General features: G+C 59.9%; 14 protein-coding genes. 4 read left to right on the top strand and 10 right to left on the bottom strand.

Annotation, left to right across the window (positions count from 1 at the left end; genetic code table 11):
- The first annotated feature begins 92 nt into the window (after window positions 1–92).
- Window positions 93–779: a response regulator gene (locus BM341_RS10300; protein WP_089795578.1), complete on the top strand. Its 687-nt coding sequence runs from the start codon at window positions 93–95 to the stop codon at window positions 777–779.
- Window positions 776–2,173 (top strand): ATP-binding protein, encoded by a 1,398-nt coding sequence (locus BM341_RS10295; protein WP_089795576.1) that lies wholly within the window; start codon window positions 776–778, stop codon window positions 2,171–2,173. Before BM341_RS10300 ends, BM341_RS10295 begins: the two co-directional genes overlap by 4 nt.
- On the opposite strand, the gene BM341_RS10290 is transcribed toward BM341_RS10295, so the two are convergent.
- The 10 genes from BM341_RS10290 to BM341_RS10245 form a co-directional block, all read right to left on the bottom strand.
- Entirely contained in the window at window positions 2,133–4,376 is a 2,244-nt protein-coding gene (locus tag BM341_RS10290) for a heavy metal translocating P-type ATPase (RefSeq protein WP_175507845.1), read from the bottom strand. The genes BM341_RS10295 and BM341_RS10290 overlap by 41 nt on opposite strands.
- A gap of 5 nt (window positions 4,377–4,381) precedes the next feature.
- The gene (locus BM341_RS10285; RefSeq protein WP_089795573.1) at window positions 4,382–5,527 is read right to left on the bottom strand and encodes a c-type cytochrome; all 1,146 of its coding nucleotides are present in this window, start codon (window positions 5,525–5,527) and stop codon (window positions 4,382–4,384) included.
- Window positions 5,524–6,342: a c-type cytochrome gene (locus tag BM341_RS10280; RefSeq protein WP_089795571.1), complete on the bottom strand. Its 819-nt coding sequence runs from the start codon at window positions 6,340–6,342 to the stop codon at window positions 5,524–5,526. The genes BM341_RS10285 and BM341_RS10280 overlap by 4 nt, the downstream gene beginning before the upstream one ends.
- On the bottom strand, window positions 6,342–6,998 hold the full coding sequence (locus BM341_RS10275) for a c-type cytochrome (protein WP_089795569.1): 657 nt from the start codon (window positions 6,996–6,998) through the stop codon (window positions 6,342–6,344). Before BM341_RS10275 ends, BM341_RS10280 begins: the two co-directional genes overlap by 1 nt.
- The gene (locus BM341_RS10270; protein WP_089795567.1) at window positions 6,995–7,618 is read right to left on the bottom strand and encodes a cbb3-type cytochrome c oxidase subunit II; all 624 of its coding nucleotides are present in this window, start codon (window positions 7,616–7,618) and stop codon (window positions 6,995–6,997) included. Before BM341_RS10270 ends, BM341_RS10275 begins: the two co-directional genes overlap by 4 nt.
- 3 nt (window positions 7,619–7,621) lie before the next feature.
- A complete protein-coding gene (locus BM341_RS10265; protein ID WP_089795565.1) occupies window positions 7,622–9,211 on the bottom strand; it encodes a cbb3-type cytochrome c oxidase subunit I in 1,590 nt (529 codons plus the stop codon).
- An 832-nt stretch (window positions 9,212–10,043) separates the two neighbouring features.
- A complete protein-coding gene (locus tag BM341_RS10260) occupies window positions 10,044–10,619 on the bottom strand; it encodes a nucleoside deaminase (protein ID WP_089795563.1) in 576 nt (191 codons plus the stop codon).
- Window positions 10,620–10,703: 84 nt separating this feature from the next.
- Entirely contained in the window at window positions 10,704–11,597 is an 894-nt protein-coding gene (locus BM341_RS10255) for a dihydrodipicolinate synthase family protein (RefSeq protein ID WP_089795561.1), read from the bottom strand.
- A gap of 52 nt (window positions 11,598–11,649) precedes the next feature.
- Window positions 11,650–12,381 carry an oxygen-insensitive NADPH nitroreductase gene (nfsA, locus tag BM341_RS10250; protein WP_089795559.1) on the bottom strand — a complete coding sequence of 244 codons (732 nt, stop codon included), beginning with the start codon at window positions 12,379–12,381 and terminating at the stop codon, window positions 11,650–11,652.
- A gap of 276 nt (window positions 12,382–12,657) precedes the next feature.
- Entirely contained in the window at window positions 12,658–13,086 is a 429-nt protein-coding gene (locus BM341_RS10245) for an NUDIX hydrolase (protein ID WP_089795557.1), read from the bottom strand.
- 176 nt (window positions 13,087–13,262) lie between these two features.
- Here BM341_RS10245 and BM341_RS10240 point away from each other — a divergent pair, with 176 nt between their 5' ends.
- Together BM341_RS10240 and BM341_RS10235 are read left to right on the top strand one after the other, a co-directional pair.
- The gene (locus BM341_RS10240; RefSeq protein WP_089795555.1) at window positions 13,263–13,961 is read left to right on the top strand and encodes a pirin family protein; all 699 of its coding nucleotides are present in this window, start codon (window positions 13,263–13,265) and stop codon (window positions 13,959–13,961) included.
- A 65-nt stretch (window positions 13,962–14,026) separates the two neighbouring features.
- Window positions 14,027–14,800, top strand: coding sequence for a DUF1499 domain-containing protein (locus BM341_RS10235; RefSeq protein WP_089795553.1), 774 nt, complete (start codon window positions 14,027–14,029; stop codon window positions 14,798–14,800).
- Window positions 14,801–14,831 lie beyond the last annotated feature (31 nt).

The following is a 14,831-nucleotide window of genomic DNA, read 5'->3' as shown; positions in this document are numbered from 1 at the left end:
AGCTGACATGAATTGTCATGCCATCCAGGACGCGCTAATGCTGGCTTAATGAACGATGATTAGTATGTTGCCCCCCTCATGGAGCAGGCACCATGCATGTACTTCTGATCGAAGACGACTCCTTGGTCGCCTCAGGCATCCAGACAGGGCTGAACGTTTATGGCTTCGTCGTGGATCATGTCGCCACCCTTGACGAAGCACGCGCCGCCATGAGCATCGTTTCCAGCGATGTGGTGATTCTGGATCTTGGACTGCCGGATGGTAATGGGCTTGTTTTGCTCAAGCAGTGGCGAGCCAGGCAACAGGATGTCCCGGTACTCATACTGACCGCTCGGGACGCCGTGCCGGACCGGGTGGCGGGCCTGGAAGCCGGCGCCGATGACTACCTGACCAAGCCCTTCGACCTCGATGAACTGGTGGCAAGGCTTCATGCTCTCTTGCGGCGTTCCGCGGGCCGGTCGACCCCTGTCATCGCGCATGGGCGTTTGCGCCTAGACCCCACCTCCCGCAGCGTCACGTTTGACGATCAGCCCATTTCGCTGCCGCGCCGTGAGTTGATGTTACTTGAAGTCTTTCTGCAGTCTCCTCGCAGCATACTATCCGTCGATCAGATCAAGGACCGGCTGTACGGTATGAGCGATGAAGTGGAGAGTAATGCGCTGAACGTTCATATTCACCATCTGCGACGCAAGCTGGGACCGGGTGTGGTGGAGACGGTAAGAGGTCTCGGCTACCGCCTCGGCGATCCCCGCGCTATCCAACCCCCGGATATACGATGAGTCTCAGGTCCCGCCTATTACTGACGCTAGGACTGACACTGGCAATACTGTGGGGACTGGCAGCCGCCTGGCAACTACGCGACCTGCATGCGCAGGTAGAACAGACATTGGATAAACGCCTCGCCCAGTCAGCACGAATGGTTGCCGGTCTTCTGGAACAACTTCCAACGGATGTCTGGGATCAAGTTGATCGCACGGCGCTGTCCATACCTCCTATAGAAGGCTTGGCATGCCAGGTCCATTCGCCACGCGGTGAGGTCATCGCCCGCACCCACTCCGAGATGGATACCGTTCTCGCTCCTGGTTCGTCTGGTTATTCCTATCGCGAAGAAGCCGGCACGACCTGGCGAGTCTTCACCTATCAACACGACGGCCTCACCATCACCACTGCCGATCGTATGGATGAGCGCGACATTCTGTTGCGCGATGTCATCAAGGTCGCCGTCGTCCCCTTCCTGGCGGCTCTCATGGGCAGCATGATCGCACTATGGTTCGGGATACTGCGTGGGCTGAAACCGCTCGCACGTCTGCGTGACGCCTTGGCCCAACGCCATCCGGACGCGTTGGAGCCCCTCAGCCTTCAGGGCACGCCAAACGAATTGCGTCCCTTGATTGGTACACTCAACACGTTATTGATTAGAGTCCGCCAGGCAATGGTACGTGAGCAGCGTTTTACCAGTGACGCCGCGCATGAGCTCCGCACCCCCCTGACAGCAATAAAAACCCATCTCCAGGTCGCGAGACGAGTGGACGGTGACGCTGCAAAGAACGCATTGAACCGTGCCGAGGAAGGAGTTGCACGCTTGGTGCGTACCTTGGAACAACTCTTGTTGTTGGCTCGGGTAGAGGGGCGGTTAACGTTTGAAGACGGTGAGGCCTGCACGATAAAAGAGGTCATCGCATTGGCAGTCCGTGATGCAGGACCGCCGGCACAAACGGACCGAGTTCACGTACAGGGGCCATTACCTGGCACCGAGTTGGGCATGCCCCGCGAGTTAGCGGTAGCAGCCCTTCGCAACCTTATCGATAACGCCTTGCGACACAGTGGCTCGGATGAACCGATAGCCGTCGAGGCCTCATGGCAGGAGGGCGAGCTTGAGTTATCACCGCGGGTCAATGTGTGTGTCAGAAATCCGGGCCCCTGGGTTGAGGACGCTACTCTGGAAAATCTCACCGAACGATTCTGGCGCGCAAGTCAGCATCACGGCAGTGGTCTGGGGCTCGCCATCGTCTCTGCCATCGCCGAGCGCTTCGAAGGAGAACTCAGCTTTTCAAGGCCCCCCGACGGCGGACTGCAAGCCTGTATATCGCTGCCCGGGCGTGGCACCGGCGAGAAGCGTCAACCTAGGCTGTCTACTTCACGGCAGGAGACGAAGAAAGCCGAGTGGCGTTGAGTACGACGCTCAGGGAACTGGCCGTCATCGCCAACACGGCGACGACCGGAGGGATAGTCCCTGCAACAGCCAGGCTCAAGCCAATCGCATTGTATGCGATGGAAAAGAACATATTCTGACGCATCACCGTACGTGCTCGCTGGGAGAGGAGCACGGCGTCGGCGATTCGCGCCACACCGCCATTGGCAACGGCGACGCTGGCAGCCGCTGTTGCCGTCGTCGTGGCGTCAGCTACTGCCAATCCCACGTCCGCTTCCACGAGCGCAGGTGCGTCATTGACCCCATCGCCCGCGAACGCCACCGAGGTCGTCGAGGCTCGCACCAGGCTTGCCTTGTCGGAGGGCGAACAACCGGCGTGCACATGATCCGACGCTATGCCCAACTGGCTGGCGACTGCCTGGGCAGGCGCCCAGCTGTCACCGGTGACGATGCGACAAGCAATCCCGGCCTCGCGGAGGCGCAAAATAGCCTCTGCCGCGTCGTCACGGATGCTGTCTTCCAGTTCGATAGTCGCTAGCCATCTCCCCGACACCGCCATTTCGATCGCCATTGCGGTTCCGTTATCGACCTCGGCAATTTTCGTTGCCGGCTGGGCGACCCCCTGCTGATAAAGAAAATCGCGCGTCCCCAGCAGCACCACCCCATGCTGTGCATCGTGATAGCGGACGCCACGCTCGAACCGCTCAGGCGACGCGTCATCTGCAACCGCGTGTTGTGACAAGCCTGCAGCCTTTCTCACGGCCCTGGCAATCGCATGATCGATGCCCAGTTCCGCCTTGGCTGCCAGGGCAATCACCGCCTCTTCGTTCGCAAACCTGGCATCGTCCAAGACATGACACGTCACTCTGGAGACCGCCAAGCGTCCGGCAGTGAGGGTACCTGTCTTGTCGAAAAACACGGCACGCACCCCTGCGAGAGCCTCGAGGGCAGCCGGATGACGAAACAGAATTCCTTGCCTGGCCGCCTGGCTGGCAGCGGCGACATAGGCCACCGGCACTGCGATACCGACGGCGCAAGGACAGGCGATGACGAGTACCGAGACTCCCCGTAACAACGCATCCTGAAATGACTCACCGGTCAGCAGGCCGAAAAGCAAGGCGACCAAGGCCAGCACCAGGGCTGCTGGAACGATGAATCGCGCCACATTGTCTGCCAGACGCTGGGTACCTCCCTTGGCGCCCGCGGCCTCAGCGACTCGCGCTCCGATCCGGTCAATCTCGCGCTCACCCACGCCGCGGGTCACCTTTACTACCAAGGCGCTGGTCAGGTTGATACAACCGGCTTCGACGGGTGACGCCACCGACACCCAGTTCGGCAGCGATTCACCGGTCAAAACGGAACGATCAAGTTGACTGCCGCCGGACACCACCTCCCCATCCAAGGGAATACGCTGACCTGCCTGGATCTGAATGCACTCGCCTACGGACACATCCTTGGCCGGCACGGTATTCGCCTTACCATCTGCACTAATGCGAACGGCCGTTTCCGGAAGCACATCCTGCAATGCCCCGATAGCGCGAGCCGCGTGGCGGAGAGTGCGCACCTCGATCAACCGTCCTACCGTCAACAACCCAATCAGCATTACCGCAGTGTCGAAATAAACATCTATCCGACCCTGAGTAAGCTGCCAGTAAGATAGGCCCAGACTGGCAAGCACACCAAGACTGACCAGTGCGTCCATGCCTGGTACGCCGGTGCGCAGGGTACGCCATCCCGCAAGGAAGATGGGCCAACCGGCGAAGATCACAACCGGTATCGATACGACCGACGCGGCCAGCGCGATCCACCAGCCTGTCTCGGTTCCGACCACGGCATCGTTGCCGAGATACAGCAGAAGCGAAAGCAGCATGGTCCACATGCCGAACAGTACCGCCACAGCAAGCCGAATGCTGAGACGCCCGACTTCACGATCAATACGCGCTACCGTTTCATCGGTGCCGACCGGCGGGCCGATTCGGTATCCCAGCTTGGCGACACGCCGCGCGATATCCGACAGATCTGCTGCAGAAGCATCCCAGCGCAGCAGCACCGCCGATGTGGCAAAGCTGACACTGGCTTCGAACACGCCAGGCGCAGCGCGGATGACGCGCTCAGTAGCAGCGGCACAGCTTGGACACCAGAGGCCATCGATGGATAAAAGGGCTCGACCGGTCTCCTGCAGGGCTGCCAACGCGAAGGTGTCCTCGAGGTCCTGTCCTGCCATGCGCTTCAATCCACTCCTGGCTCGTGGAAGGGGGCAGTGCGTAAAAAGCGCTCCCATCTCTCCTGCGTGATGCCCTCGCCCAAGAGGACGCCGTGCAGGGTATCGCCATAGTAATTGATGCTTCCTTCGTGGAATCGCTCATCGGCCGTACTGACATCCATCTTGTCCGTCTGGCGCGGATCGGCAGGGCGCGGGAAGCTATTGATGTATGCCGCCACATCCCAGGCTTCCTGGTCGGTCAGACTGTTGGGTTTACCGAGAGGCATATTGGCCTGGATGAAGCCAGCAGCGGTATTGATACGATGCATACCAGCCCCCCAGTTATACGAACCCGGCCCCCAGAGGGGTGGGAAGATAGTGCGCCCGTTTAGATCCTGCTGCCCTTGCCCATCGATACCATGGCAGGCAGCGCAGTTGTCGGTAAAGACTTGCTGGCCGCGCTGCCAATCGTAGCCTTGGTCGGTTTCTTCCACTGATGGATACCCGCGGCCCGGCAAATCCTCATTTAACGCCGCGCCATCGGCAAGCCAGTAAAAGTAGCTCTGTAGGTCCTTGTAAACCTGATGGCCAGGTGGCGGTGCATCACCGTGTTCTGAGTCCTGAGCGTTCATTGAGTAGGTGAAACAACCATTGACCCGGTCCTCCATGGTATTGACCATCTGGTTCTTCCCCCGAAAGGCGGGATACTGAATGGCGGCGGCCCACATGGGCGCCGAGTTTTCCCTCTTTCCGGTATCGAGATGACAATTGGCACAAGAGAGGTCGTTGCCCACGAATTCACCTGCATTCGTGCCCGTATTACGAAAGATTTCTCGGCCCCGTTCGACAGACTCGCCAAAGGGCCCGTCCGGTAGTTCTTCGTCTCCCGGAGGCACAAAGTATCCTGCTTCACCTGTCGGCTGTGCAGGGGCTGGTGCGTCGGGATTATCGCGACGAGCCGTGCGCTCTTCTTCCAATTGACGACGCGCCTGCGTAGCAGTTTTCAAATGCTGCTCTGATTCAGAGAGAACTGTTCTGGTACCGGTCATCCAGCTGAACAATCCGAAGTCGTAGATTAGAGAGCCAATGCCGAAGAAAATCACGGCCCCCAGCCCCCCATAGACCAGCCGGCGTGTCGCGGATCTTTCTCGGTACGGCGTTTTGTCTGTCATGGTATTTCAACCTCCGTACGAGACCCATCGTCACTTGTCCTGGTTATACCCAGTGTTTGAGGTGGCGAAAGGGTTGCCATGAAATCTGCCACTGAGCGCATGTCGGAATCGGAGAGTTTTTGGGCGATGTCTCGCATAAGTTGTATAGGCGAATTGTTGCGCTTGCCGTTGTTCCAGTTGGCCAGCTGGATGTAGGTGTAGCTAGAATGCTGACCTGCCAATGAGGGAAAGGACTGCCCTACCCCCCAGCCGGATGAGCCATGGCAGCTAAAGCAGGCCGGCACATCAATGGCCCAATCTCCTTCCAGCGCCAGAGTACGGCCACGTTCGATATTGCCACCGAGCTGTGGCTGGGTATCGCCAGGGGCTTCAAGCCGTGAGTAATACGCACCCAGCGCTGCCATGTCCTCGTCACTGAGACTACTTACGACGTGTTGCATATTGTCGTTGAGTCGGCGCCCGTCGGCGTAATCATGCAGTTGCTTAGTAATGTAACCCGCAGGCAAGCCAGCAAGACGTGGCACCGAACCTGCCCCCTGCCCCTGCCCCCCGTGGCAGGAAGCACAGGCCCAGCTATCGCCCCTGTCAGCGCTCACGATGTCACTGATATTCTCCGGGTTCGCTTTGGCAGCGATTTCCCCGAGTGAATCCGCATAAAGCGGATCGGTGAGCGGATTGGCAACGGCGGCTTTCTCAAGGCTTGGTTCAGCAGCATCGCTGACCGATGAATCATTCCCGTACCTGGCGACCAGCCATCCCAGCGAAATGATGACCACTATGGCACTCACAGCGATAGGCCAACGTTTGGCTAGCATTACCGAGTCTCCTCTAGGTTTGCCGACGTCTGATCGGTCGCGCCTGTATCGAATAGCTGCGCCAGCTCAGCACCGCCATTCCAGGGTTGGTCGCGGCCGGCAAAACGCTCACGCAAGGTACTGACGAGAGAAGACTCAACCGGCATGGCATCGTTTCCCCAGTTTCCACGGATATAACTGACGATTGCCGCTATCTGAGCATCATCTAGGGTATGTCCAAAGGTGGGCATAAGGCCGTTATATGTGTTGCCGGCCACTTCTATTTCGTTCTCGATTCCAAACAGAACGATGCTGATGGGGACATCCGCTGAATTCGTCACATAAGGAGATCCCGCCAGCGGCGGCACGGCACCCCGAATGCCCGAGCCATTAACCTGATGGCAGGTGGCACAATGACTGCTGAAGAGCGCCTCACCCGCTTCACTGCGGCCTTTAGCCTGTTGCCCACCTGATTGGGCCTGGCCCTGTGTTTGCTGTACCGGCGGAGTGTCCTGTGCAGCCTCTTGAGTCGAGTAAAGCGTCAATATCCCCCAGACCGCCAATGCCAGCGCCAACGCGATAAGTGGCCAAGGCACAGGGTTGTGCATTTCGTATGGCTCGAACTCCTCCGCGGCGTGCTCCTGGCCGTCATTCGTCTTGTGGCGCCGTTCGCTCATCGGTTACCCGCCTCTTCTGCCTGGAAACCGTTGTCACGCAGGTCGAGCCGGGTCGCTTCATAGGTGCGGTCTAGACTGAGCAAATAATCCGCTAGATCGAGTGCCTCCTGACGCGCCACGATGACCTTGCCCTCCGGTCGATATCTTTCGGGCACTGGCACGACAACATCCCCTTCGCCGGCGCTGTTTTTCTCTTCGAACAAAAAGGGGAACCCTGGCATCAGGCTGGAGGGGGTGATCGCTCGCGGTTGGTAGAGGTGGGTTAGCTGCCAACTCCGGGAAGGAAGCCGGGCACCGACATTGAGAAGGTCCGGACCGGTACGCATGGTCCCTAACTGATGAGGTTGATCGTAGACATAATCGGCCGGGGTCGACGGACGTCCCCAGCCACGCTGGGCATCCGGCCCCTGGGCAGGATCGCGAGGCTGCTGGGTGTGACAGTAGACACACCCGAGACTAACGTAGTGGTCACGCCCTCGCGCTTGCGCAGGCGTATAAGGCTGCAAGTCCTCAGGTGGTTCAACCGACGTGATTTGGGCAGCCGGTGCTGCCACCAGCAGCAAAGTGGCAAAGGCCAGTATGGCAAGCGCCACGATAACGAGAGGCAGTATTCTATTCATTGGTCAGGCCCCCGCTTCCGTTGTCACTCGGACGTCTTGCTGTGATGCGCCTTGCCGGGCACCACGCCCCAGGATCAACGACAGGACGTTGACGGCAAACAGGAGATGGCCGAGCACCATCATGAAACCGCCAATAGAGCGCGCCTCAAGGTAGGGAACCGTCAATTGCATGCTCTCAAGCCAGTCACGCGAGCCATCAAGCATGGCCAGCCCCTGAAGCCAGCCGCCAATGGTCAGCGCAAAGAAGTAAATTAGGAATCCCAGAAACACCAGCCAGAAGTGAAGGCCTATCAAGTAGGGCATGGGCCAGGATTTGCCAGTAATGCGCGGGAGCATGTAATAGAAACTACCGAACATGACCAGCGTCACGAACGCGTAGGCACCCAGATGCGCATGACCCACGGTATAGTGAGTAAAGTGAGTCACTGTATTGATGACCCGAAGTGCTTCCAGAGAACCTTGCACAGAAGCAAAGGTATACATCAGCGCACCGATAGCGATGAATCGCAGTGGCAAGCTCACCCGAAAGGCGCCCAAGTTGCGCATCCACAGGACATGCTGGTTGATGGCTACCGCGATTACCGGTATCAGCATCATGACCGATTGCACGACCGAGAGCGTGACCACCCAAGTGGGGACAGGACCACCGATGAGATGATGAATACCCACTTGGCTATAGAACAGCGCAAGCCCCCAGAAGCCAATCAATGACAAACGATAGGAAAAGATCGGCTTACCGATAATTTTTGGAATGAAGTAATAGGCGGCACCCACTCCCAAAGGCGTCAGCCACAACCCCAGAACATTATGTGCAAACCACCAGTTGACGGTCGCTTCCTGAACACCAGAATGTATTCCCGGAAGGTTCGCCAACACGAAAAGAATCGGAAACCAGGCCATCGCGGCAAGCAAGTACCACCCGGTCACGTAAATATGACCCACCGTTCTCGCGGCTGCCGTCATGATCAGCGGGACGGCCAGAAAAGCCCCGCCGGCCGCGAGCACCAAGTCCACTTGCCACGGAAACTCCAGCCACTCGAGGCCTTCGGTCCATCCGGAGGCAACCGCCAGAAGTCCGGCAAGCACGCCCACATTCCATAACAATCCTCCCAACAAGATCAGTGTCGGATGACGCAGTGGGGTACGAAATATCGTAGGTAACACCCAAAGTGCTGTGCCTATTCCAGCCAAGGAGAGCCAACCATAGGCCACGGCATTGAGATGCATGGTCCGTACCCGACCGAAAGTCAGCTCGGGACTGCCATTCAGCCAGTCTGGGAGATGCAACTTCAATGAGGCGATCAAACCGAACGCTGAGCCGACAAGTAGCCAGACGATCGCGGATATGAACATGAACAGCAGCAGTCGCCGCCACTCACGGGTCATTGGTGGCGATTCCGGCGCCGCATGCCCATCGCTTGCATGCGAGGTAGGGTCGTCGACCTTACCTTCTTCCCCCTCAGGAAGAATCATCATTGCATCGCGTTGAGTAACATTGAATTGCCGACGCGATATCGCCCAAATCAAAGCCGCCAAGGCAATGAGCGATACTGCGAAACTAAACGCCAGCAGAGTCCCGATAGTAAAACCCATTCAGCCTCCGGACTAATGACCTCTTCTTGAGCTTGACCGGCAAGGTCTATAGCGCAATTACGATGCGCATCACTCGTTAATGAGCAAAGCTGGAGGTCTCAAAAAAGACGTAACCTAAGAGAGCTATAAAGCTATAACCAAGTTAAATATAAGTCAAGCTGAATCGAGAAAAAGACATAATTTATACCAAATAAAAACATTAATAATGACTTAATTTCGAAATGTTATAGTTTATTTGGACCAATGATTTCCTAAATCTTAACCACAGCCGAAATCAACTAAATCATAAATTAAATTTAATAAGAAAGAATAAATAACTTAAAACCACTCCTCCTTTTACAGGCAAGAGTTGGCTGCTCGTACAGGCAAGGGTTAATTGCTCGCTTGCCTGTCCGAACCGTACTTAAACTGGTTCCTCCATGAGGGGTCCCTTTCTAGCGAGTGCGGCAGTGCCTTGCGGCGATAGGGTTCTGGCACCACGGGTCGATCACTTCACGCCACTCCGACATCAGACCCTGAGAAAGCCAGCAGCTGATATCGCTGGGTCGTCGAGACACACGTGCAGTCTCCAGCAACCAACTGGAGGTGATGCATAGATGTCATGACCATTAACCACATCCTGATGAAAGTCATCGGAAGGAGGCTCTCCAGAAGAAATCCCGCAACGGCGAGAGTGCCACCGCACCAATCCTCTAACCAAGGCCAGGAGAGCGGCGCCTCTCACAACCAGACCAGGCAGCTCTGAAGATAGCCAAGAGTGCGGGATGGGCCTTGCAGTCTTAGGTGGTCAAATCTGCTGGGCAAGATGGCTAGTTCCCCTACCACCCGGATGTCATGGCCCTTGCGTTGCACGACGCCCTTTCCAGTCTTCCAGGTCCAGTTCTGGCCTTTCGGCACGAAAGCGGGCATATAGCTCGATGCCGCGTGGGTCTTCCAGAACCTCGACTTTAACGCCTTTTTCGCGCAGCAGGGGTTCGGTACCCGAGGCATTGGTGACATCGCCCACCACCACGCGCGAGAAGCCTCGCATGTGCAACAGCGTCGCGCAGATTTCGCAGGGGCTCAAAGAGGTAAAAAGGGTGGTCTGACCGAAGTCGATGCGACCAGCATCGCGGATGGCGGAGGTTTCTCCGTGGTGGTAGGGATGATTCTCCTGCACCAGCGTGTTGTGGCCCTTGCCGAGAATCCGGCGCGTGGCGTTGTCGATGATCACCGCGCCGATGGGGCAACCTCCTTCGTCGTAGCTCTTCTGCGCCAGCAGTACCGCTACTCGCATGACGTCGGCATCGGTCAGCTGTCGAGCAAAGCCATCATCCATCAGCACCGGCATGCTGGCAGTCGGCATATGCGCGATGGCTGCCAGTACCGAATCCCCCACCTCCGTGCGTGCGTTCAACAAGGTTTCCATGACGTCTCCCATTGGCCATTCAGCATCATGCTGAGGTTTGCTTCTCGAGCTTGGTATCAATACCGCCAGCTGCGCCGCATAGCGCTACTCCAGCTCAAGCGTCTCCAGTACGTTCGCCAACGCTTGCCGGTCGGCACCTTCCAGCGTCTTGAGCGGAAGCGGCAGGCTGGGATGGCTGACGAGGCCTTGAAGCTCGGCGGCGGTGGCGATGACGCGCAGGCTGCCGCCGTGCTGGCGAAACGAGTCCCAGAGGGGGGTTAGCCGTGCCGATAACGCCAGTGCCTGCTCGGTGTCGCCTGCCTGGGCGGCGCGGGTGATCGCGAGCATGGTTCGCGGGTAGAGTCCGCCAATCGCCGAGTACCAGCCATCGCAGCCGGCGGCGAGGCCGGTGGCGGCCAAGGGGTCGCCGCTGATGCCGATGGTCACGTCGGAGGGAATCAACCGGCGCAGCCGCTCGACACGCGCCCTGACCGCCTCGACATCCCCCGGCACGCCGGGAATCTTGATCGAGCGCACCTGCGGCAGCTGAGCGATGCGGCCGTGCAGCTCGTCGCTGAAGGCAAAGTGGGTCGTGCCGGGATTGTCGTAGACACACAGCGGTACGGAAAGCGCGCGGCAGACCGTGTCGTAGAGGCCGAAGACCTCATCATCGTTGAGATTCTGGTACGACACGGGCGCCAGCAGCACCCCACTGGCGCCTGCAAGCTGGGCATCCTCGGCCAACGTCAACACATCGCGGGTACGCAGCGCGCCGATACCGACCATGACCGGCGTGTCGCCAGCACTTGCCACGGCAAGCTTGGCAACGCGGGCGCGTTCGGCGCGGGTGAGGTAGGCGTAGCTGCCCGTCGAACCCAGCGCGCCGATGGCATCCACCCTCGCCGCCGTCAGGGACTCGATCAGGTGGGTGAATGCCGCTTCCTGAATGCCCCGCTCGCTCATCGGGGTCAAGGGAAATGCGCTCAGGCCGGTGAACATGCTCGATGATCCTTGTGTCGATATGGAACGCCTGGCTGGTCCTAGGCGCTTATCACTTCATCTCGAAGCCGCGCTTGACCAAAAACTCGCGCATGTGGGGGCGCAGCTTGGTATCGAAAAGCGGGGCGAGATTCTGGGACCAGGTGCTGTCCTTGAGGCCGCCCTTCCGCGTCTGGTAATAAGCCTGCATGGTCGCGTCGTAGGCCTCGACATGCTCGCGGTCGTCGGCGTAATAGTCTTCCTTGAGGATCGCCTCGACCGGCAGCCGTGGCTTGACGTCCGGGTCGTGGGCCGGGTAGCCGAGACACATGCCGAACACCGGGTAGACATGCTTCGGCAGGCGCAGCAAATCGCTGATCGCCTGGGGATTGTTGCGGATGCCGCCGATGTAGCAGATGCCCAGCCCCTCGGATTCGGCAGCGGTCGCCACGTTCTGCGCCATCAGCGCGGTGTCCACGCTGGCAACGAGCAGTTGCTCGGTCATGCCGCGCACGACGTTGGCACCGGTACGCTCCGAGGCTTCGGTGGGGCGCTTCATGTCGGCGCAGAACACCAGAAAATCCGCACAGCTGGCGATATAGCCCTGTCCGCCGGCGAGCTCGGCGATCGTTTCGCGGTTCGCCGGGTCCGTGACGTGGATAACGCTGTAGGCCTGAACGTGGCTGGAGGTCGCCGCACCCTGACCGGCGCGGATAAGTTCCAGCAGCAGCTCGCGGGGGATCTGACGGTCGCTGAACTTGCGGACCGAACGGTGGGATTTCATCAGTTCAATGACGTGGTTCATGGTGGCTCGCAAAGGTGGATGACTAAGTTTTGTCTGAAAAGTCGCAGAGCGATGGTCAGACAAGGCAAAAATCGGCGAAAAGGCGGAGTTTACGTGGTGTAAATGAGGTCTTTGAGCCGATTTTTAACGCCGAATGATCGAGCGCAGGCAGTTTTCAGGCAAAGCGTATCGCCCTTCCAGGCATCGCAAAGCCAACAAGGTAACCCCAGATGCCGACAAGGGCCAGCCGATTGCCGCGTGCGGCGCCGTGTTACGGCTCCCAGCGAGATGACGCGGCTAGGGTGCATTGAGCGCCAGCGCCATCCTGGCGAGGCGCTCGACATCGACGCTTGCGGTCGCGCCGAGGCCGGCAACTTCTTGTGGTGTGAACCAGCCGGCATCCAGGGCGTCGTCGTTGGCTTCGCCCTCACCAGCGACCCATTGGCAGCGCACGGCGATAAGGACGAAGTGGTGCCGATGCTCGCCATCCGCGGGGGTGATCATATCCAGCACCGTGAGCACCTCGCCCGGTAGTGCGCATACGCCGGTTTCTTCGTGCAGTTCGCGAACGGCAGCCGCCTGGGTGCTCTCACCCCACTCGATATGACCGCCGGGAAAGCCCCAGCGGCCGGCATCCGGCGGGTTGGCGCGGCGCACCAGCAGCACGCGACCTTCGCGCGCCACCACGGCAAGCACCGCGGGCACGGGATGTGTTGGGGGTTGCATGGGGTCGACGGCTCCTGACTCTTCTCCGCAAAGACTAACACCGGTACCTCGCCGAGTGGTCTCTCGCCAAGGGGTGTCTCGCCGAAGGGCGACTCGCCGAAGAGTGACTCGCCGAAGCACAGGGGGCGTGGCATGCTGGTCGCATCAATCGAACACGACATTTTCAGGAGGCCGGCATGTTTCAGATCCGTCATGCACACGAGCGCGGCCACGCCGATCACGGCTGGCTCGAGAGCTACCATACGTTCTCGTTCGCCGACTACCACGACCCGGCTTTCATGGGCTTCGGCCCGCTGCGCGTGATCAACGAGGACCGCGTGCAGCCCGGCCAGGGCTTCGGCACGCACAGCCATCGCGACATGGAGATCATTTCCTATGTGCTGGAGGGCGGCCTGGCGCACAAGGACAGCCTCGGCAACGGCTCGACGATCCGGCCGGGTGATGTCCAGCGTCTCTCGGCGGGCACCGGCATTACCCATAGCGAGTTCAATGGCTCCGACGAGGAGCGGGTGCATTTCCTGCAGATCTGGCTGCATCCCGAGCGCCGGGGCCTGGCGCCGAGCTACGAGGAGCGCCGCTTTCCGGAGCAGGAGAAGACCGACCGCCTGCGCCTGGTCGCCTCCCGGGACGGTCGCGAGGCGTCCGTGGTGGTCCACCAGGACCTGGATCTCTACGCGACGCGGCTCAGCGAGGGAAGCAAGGTCGAGCACCCGACCACGCCCGACCGCAAGGTGTGGATTCAGGTGGCCCACGGTGCGCTTGAGGTCAACGGCCAGCCTCTCGAGGCAGGCGACGGCATGGCCATTACCGATGAGGAGCGCATCGTGATGCAGGCGACCTCGCCGGCCGAGGCCCTGTTGTTTGATATGGGCTAGTGTTTGATATGCGCTAGCCGGGCGCTCTCCCTGCCCACCCAACCGTCTTTCCACGAGGAACCGGCATGACCACAAGCCGCTCCAGTGCCCCACCCCGAGGCAAATGGCTCGCCTTCCGGGTGACCCTGATCGGAGTGATTCTCGCCATCGTCGCGGCCCTGTCGATGGCCGGCGCCGGCCCCGCCTATCGCTCCGGGCTGCTGCCCTTGGGCGATGCCTTCAGCATGTTGCGCTATGGCGGTTACATCGCCATCGGTGGCGCGGCGGTGGGGCTGGTCGCGCTGATCATCGCCGCGCTGTACCGACGCCTGAGGCCCGCCCTGCTCAGCGTCCTGGTGATCATCGCCAGCCTCAGCATGGTCGCCATACCCTGGATGCACCTGCAGCGCGCCCAGTCGGTGCCGCCGATCCACGACATCACCACGGATACCGCCAACCCACCCGCCTTCGAAACGCTGGCCGCGGCGCGGGAGGCCGCGCCCAATGCCGTGGCCTACCCCGGCGAGGCGACCGCCCGCCAACAGCGCGAGGCCTACCCGGATATCCAGCCGTGGAACGTCGACGCCCCGCTGGCCGAGGTGCTCGAGGCCGCCGAAGCCGAGGCCCGCGAGGCGGGCTGGGAGATCGCCTCGGTCAGCGACGACACCATCGAGGCCACCGCCACCACGACCTGGTTCGGCTTCAAGGACGACGTGGTGATCCGCCTGACCGAGACCGGCGACGGCGTACGCGTGGATGTACGCTCCGCCTCGCGGCTCGGCGCCAGTGACGTAGGTACCAACGCGGCGCGGATACGGGCGTACCTGGCGGGGCTGGCGAAGCGCGTCGAGCCGACGTGACGCAGCTCAAGCTATTGATCAGCGGGCCTGG

The sequence above is a fragment of the Halomonas korlensis genome (assembly GCF_900116705.1).
In the GTDB taxonomy this organism is placed as follows: Bacteria; Pseudomonadota; Gammaproteobacteria; order Pseudomonadales; family Halomonadaceae; genus Halomonas; species Halomonas korlensis.
The sequence above is the reverse complement of the archived record's forward strand: the minus strand, read 5'-3'. Positions and strand labels throughout refer to the sequence as shown.

Coding starts and splice junctions, on each gene's coding strand:
- BM341_RS10300 (WP_089795578.1), top strand. CDS start 93: ATGCATGTACTTCTGATCGAAGACGACTCCTTGGTCGCCTCAGGCATC.
- BM341_RS10295 (WP_089795576.1), top strand. CDS start 776: ATGAGTCTCAGGTCCCGCCTATTACTGACGCTAGGACTGACACTGGCA.
- BM341_RS10290 (WP_175507845.1), bottom strand. CDS start 4,376: ATGGCAGGACAGGACCTCGAGGACACCTTCGCGTTGGCAGCCCTGCAG.
- BM341_RS10285 (WP_089795573.1), bottom strand. CDS start 5,527: ATGACAGACAAAACGCCGTACCGAGAAAGATCCGCGACACGCCGGCTG.
- BM341_RS10280 (WP_089795571.1), bottom strand. CDS start 6,342: ATGCTAGCCAAACGTTGGCCTATCGCTGTGAGTGCCATAGTGGTCATC.
- BM341_RS10275 (WP_089795569.1), bottom strand. CDS start 6,998: ATGAGCGAACGGCGCCACAAGACGAATGACGGCCAGGAGCACGCCGCG.
- BM341_RS10270 (WP_089795567.1), bottom strand. CDS start 7,618: ATGAATAGAATACTGCCTCTCGTTATCGTGGCGCTTGCCATACTGGCC.
- BM341_RS10265 (WP_089795565.1), bottom strand. CDS start 9,211: ATGGGTTTTACTATCGGGACTCTGCTGGCGTTTAGTTTCGCAGTATCG.
- BM341_RS10260 (WP_089795563.1), bottom strand. CDS start 10,619: ATGGAAACCTTGTTGAACGCACGCACGGAGGTGGGGGATTCGGTACTG.
- BM341_RS10255 (WP_089795561.1), bottom strand. CDS start 11,597: ATGTTCACCGGCCTGAGCGCATTTCCCTTGACCCCGATGAGCGAGCGG.
- nfsA (WP_089795559.1), bottom strand. CDS start 12,381: ATGAACCACGTCATTGAACTGATGAAATCCCACCGTTCGGTCCGCAAG.
- BM341_RS10245 (WP_089795557.1), bottom strand. CDS start 13,086: ATGCAACCCCCAACACATCCCGTGCCCGCGGTGCTTGCCGTGGTGGCG.
- BM341_RS10240 (WP_089795555.1), top strand. CDS start 13,263: ATGTTTCAGATCCGTCATGCACACGAGCGCGGCCACGCCGATCACGGC.
- BM341_RS10235 (WP_089795553.1), top strand. CDS start 14,027: ATGACCACAAGCCGCTCCAGTGCCCCACCCCGAGGCAAATGGCTCGCC.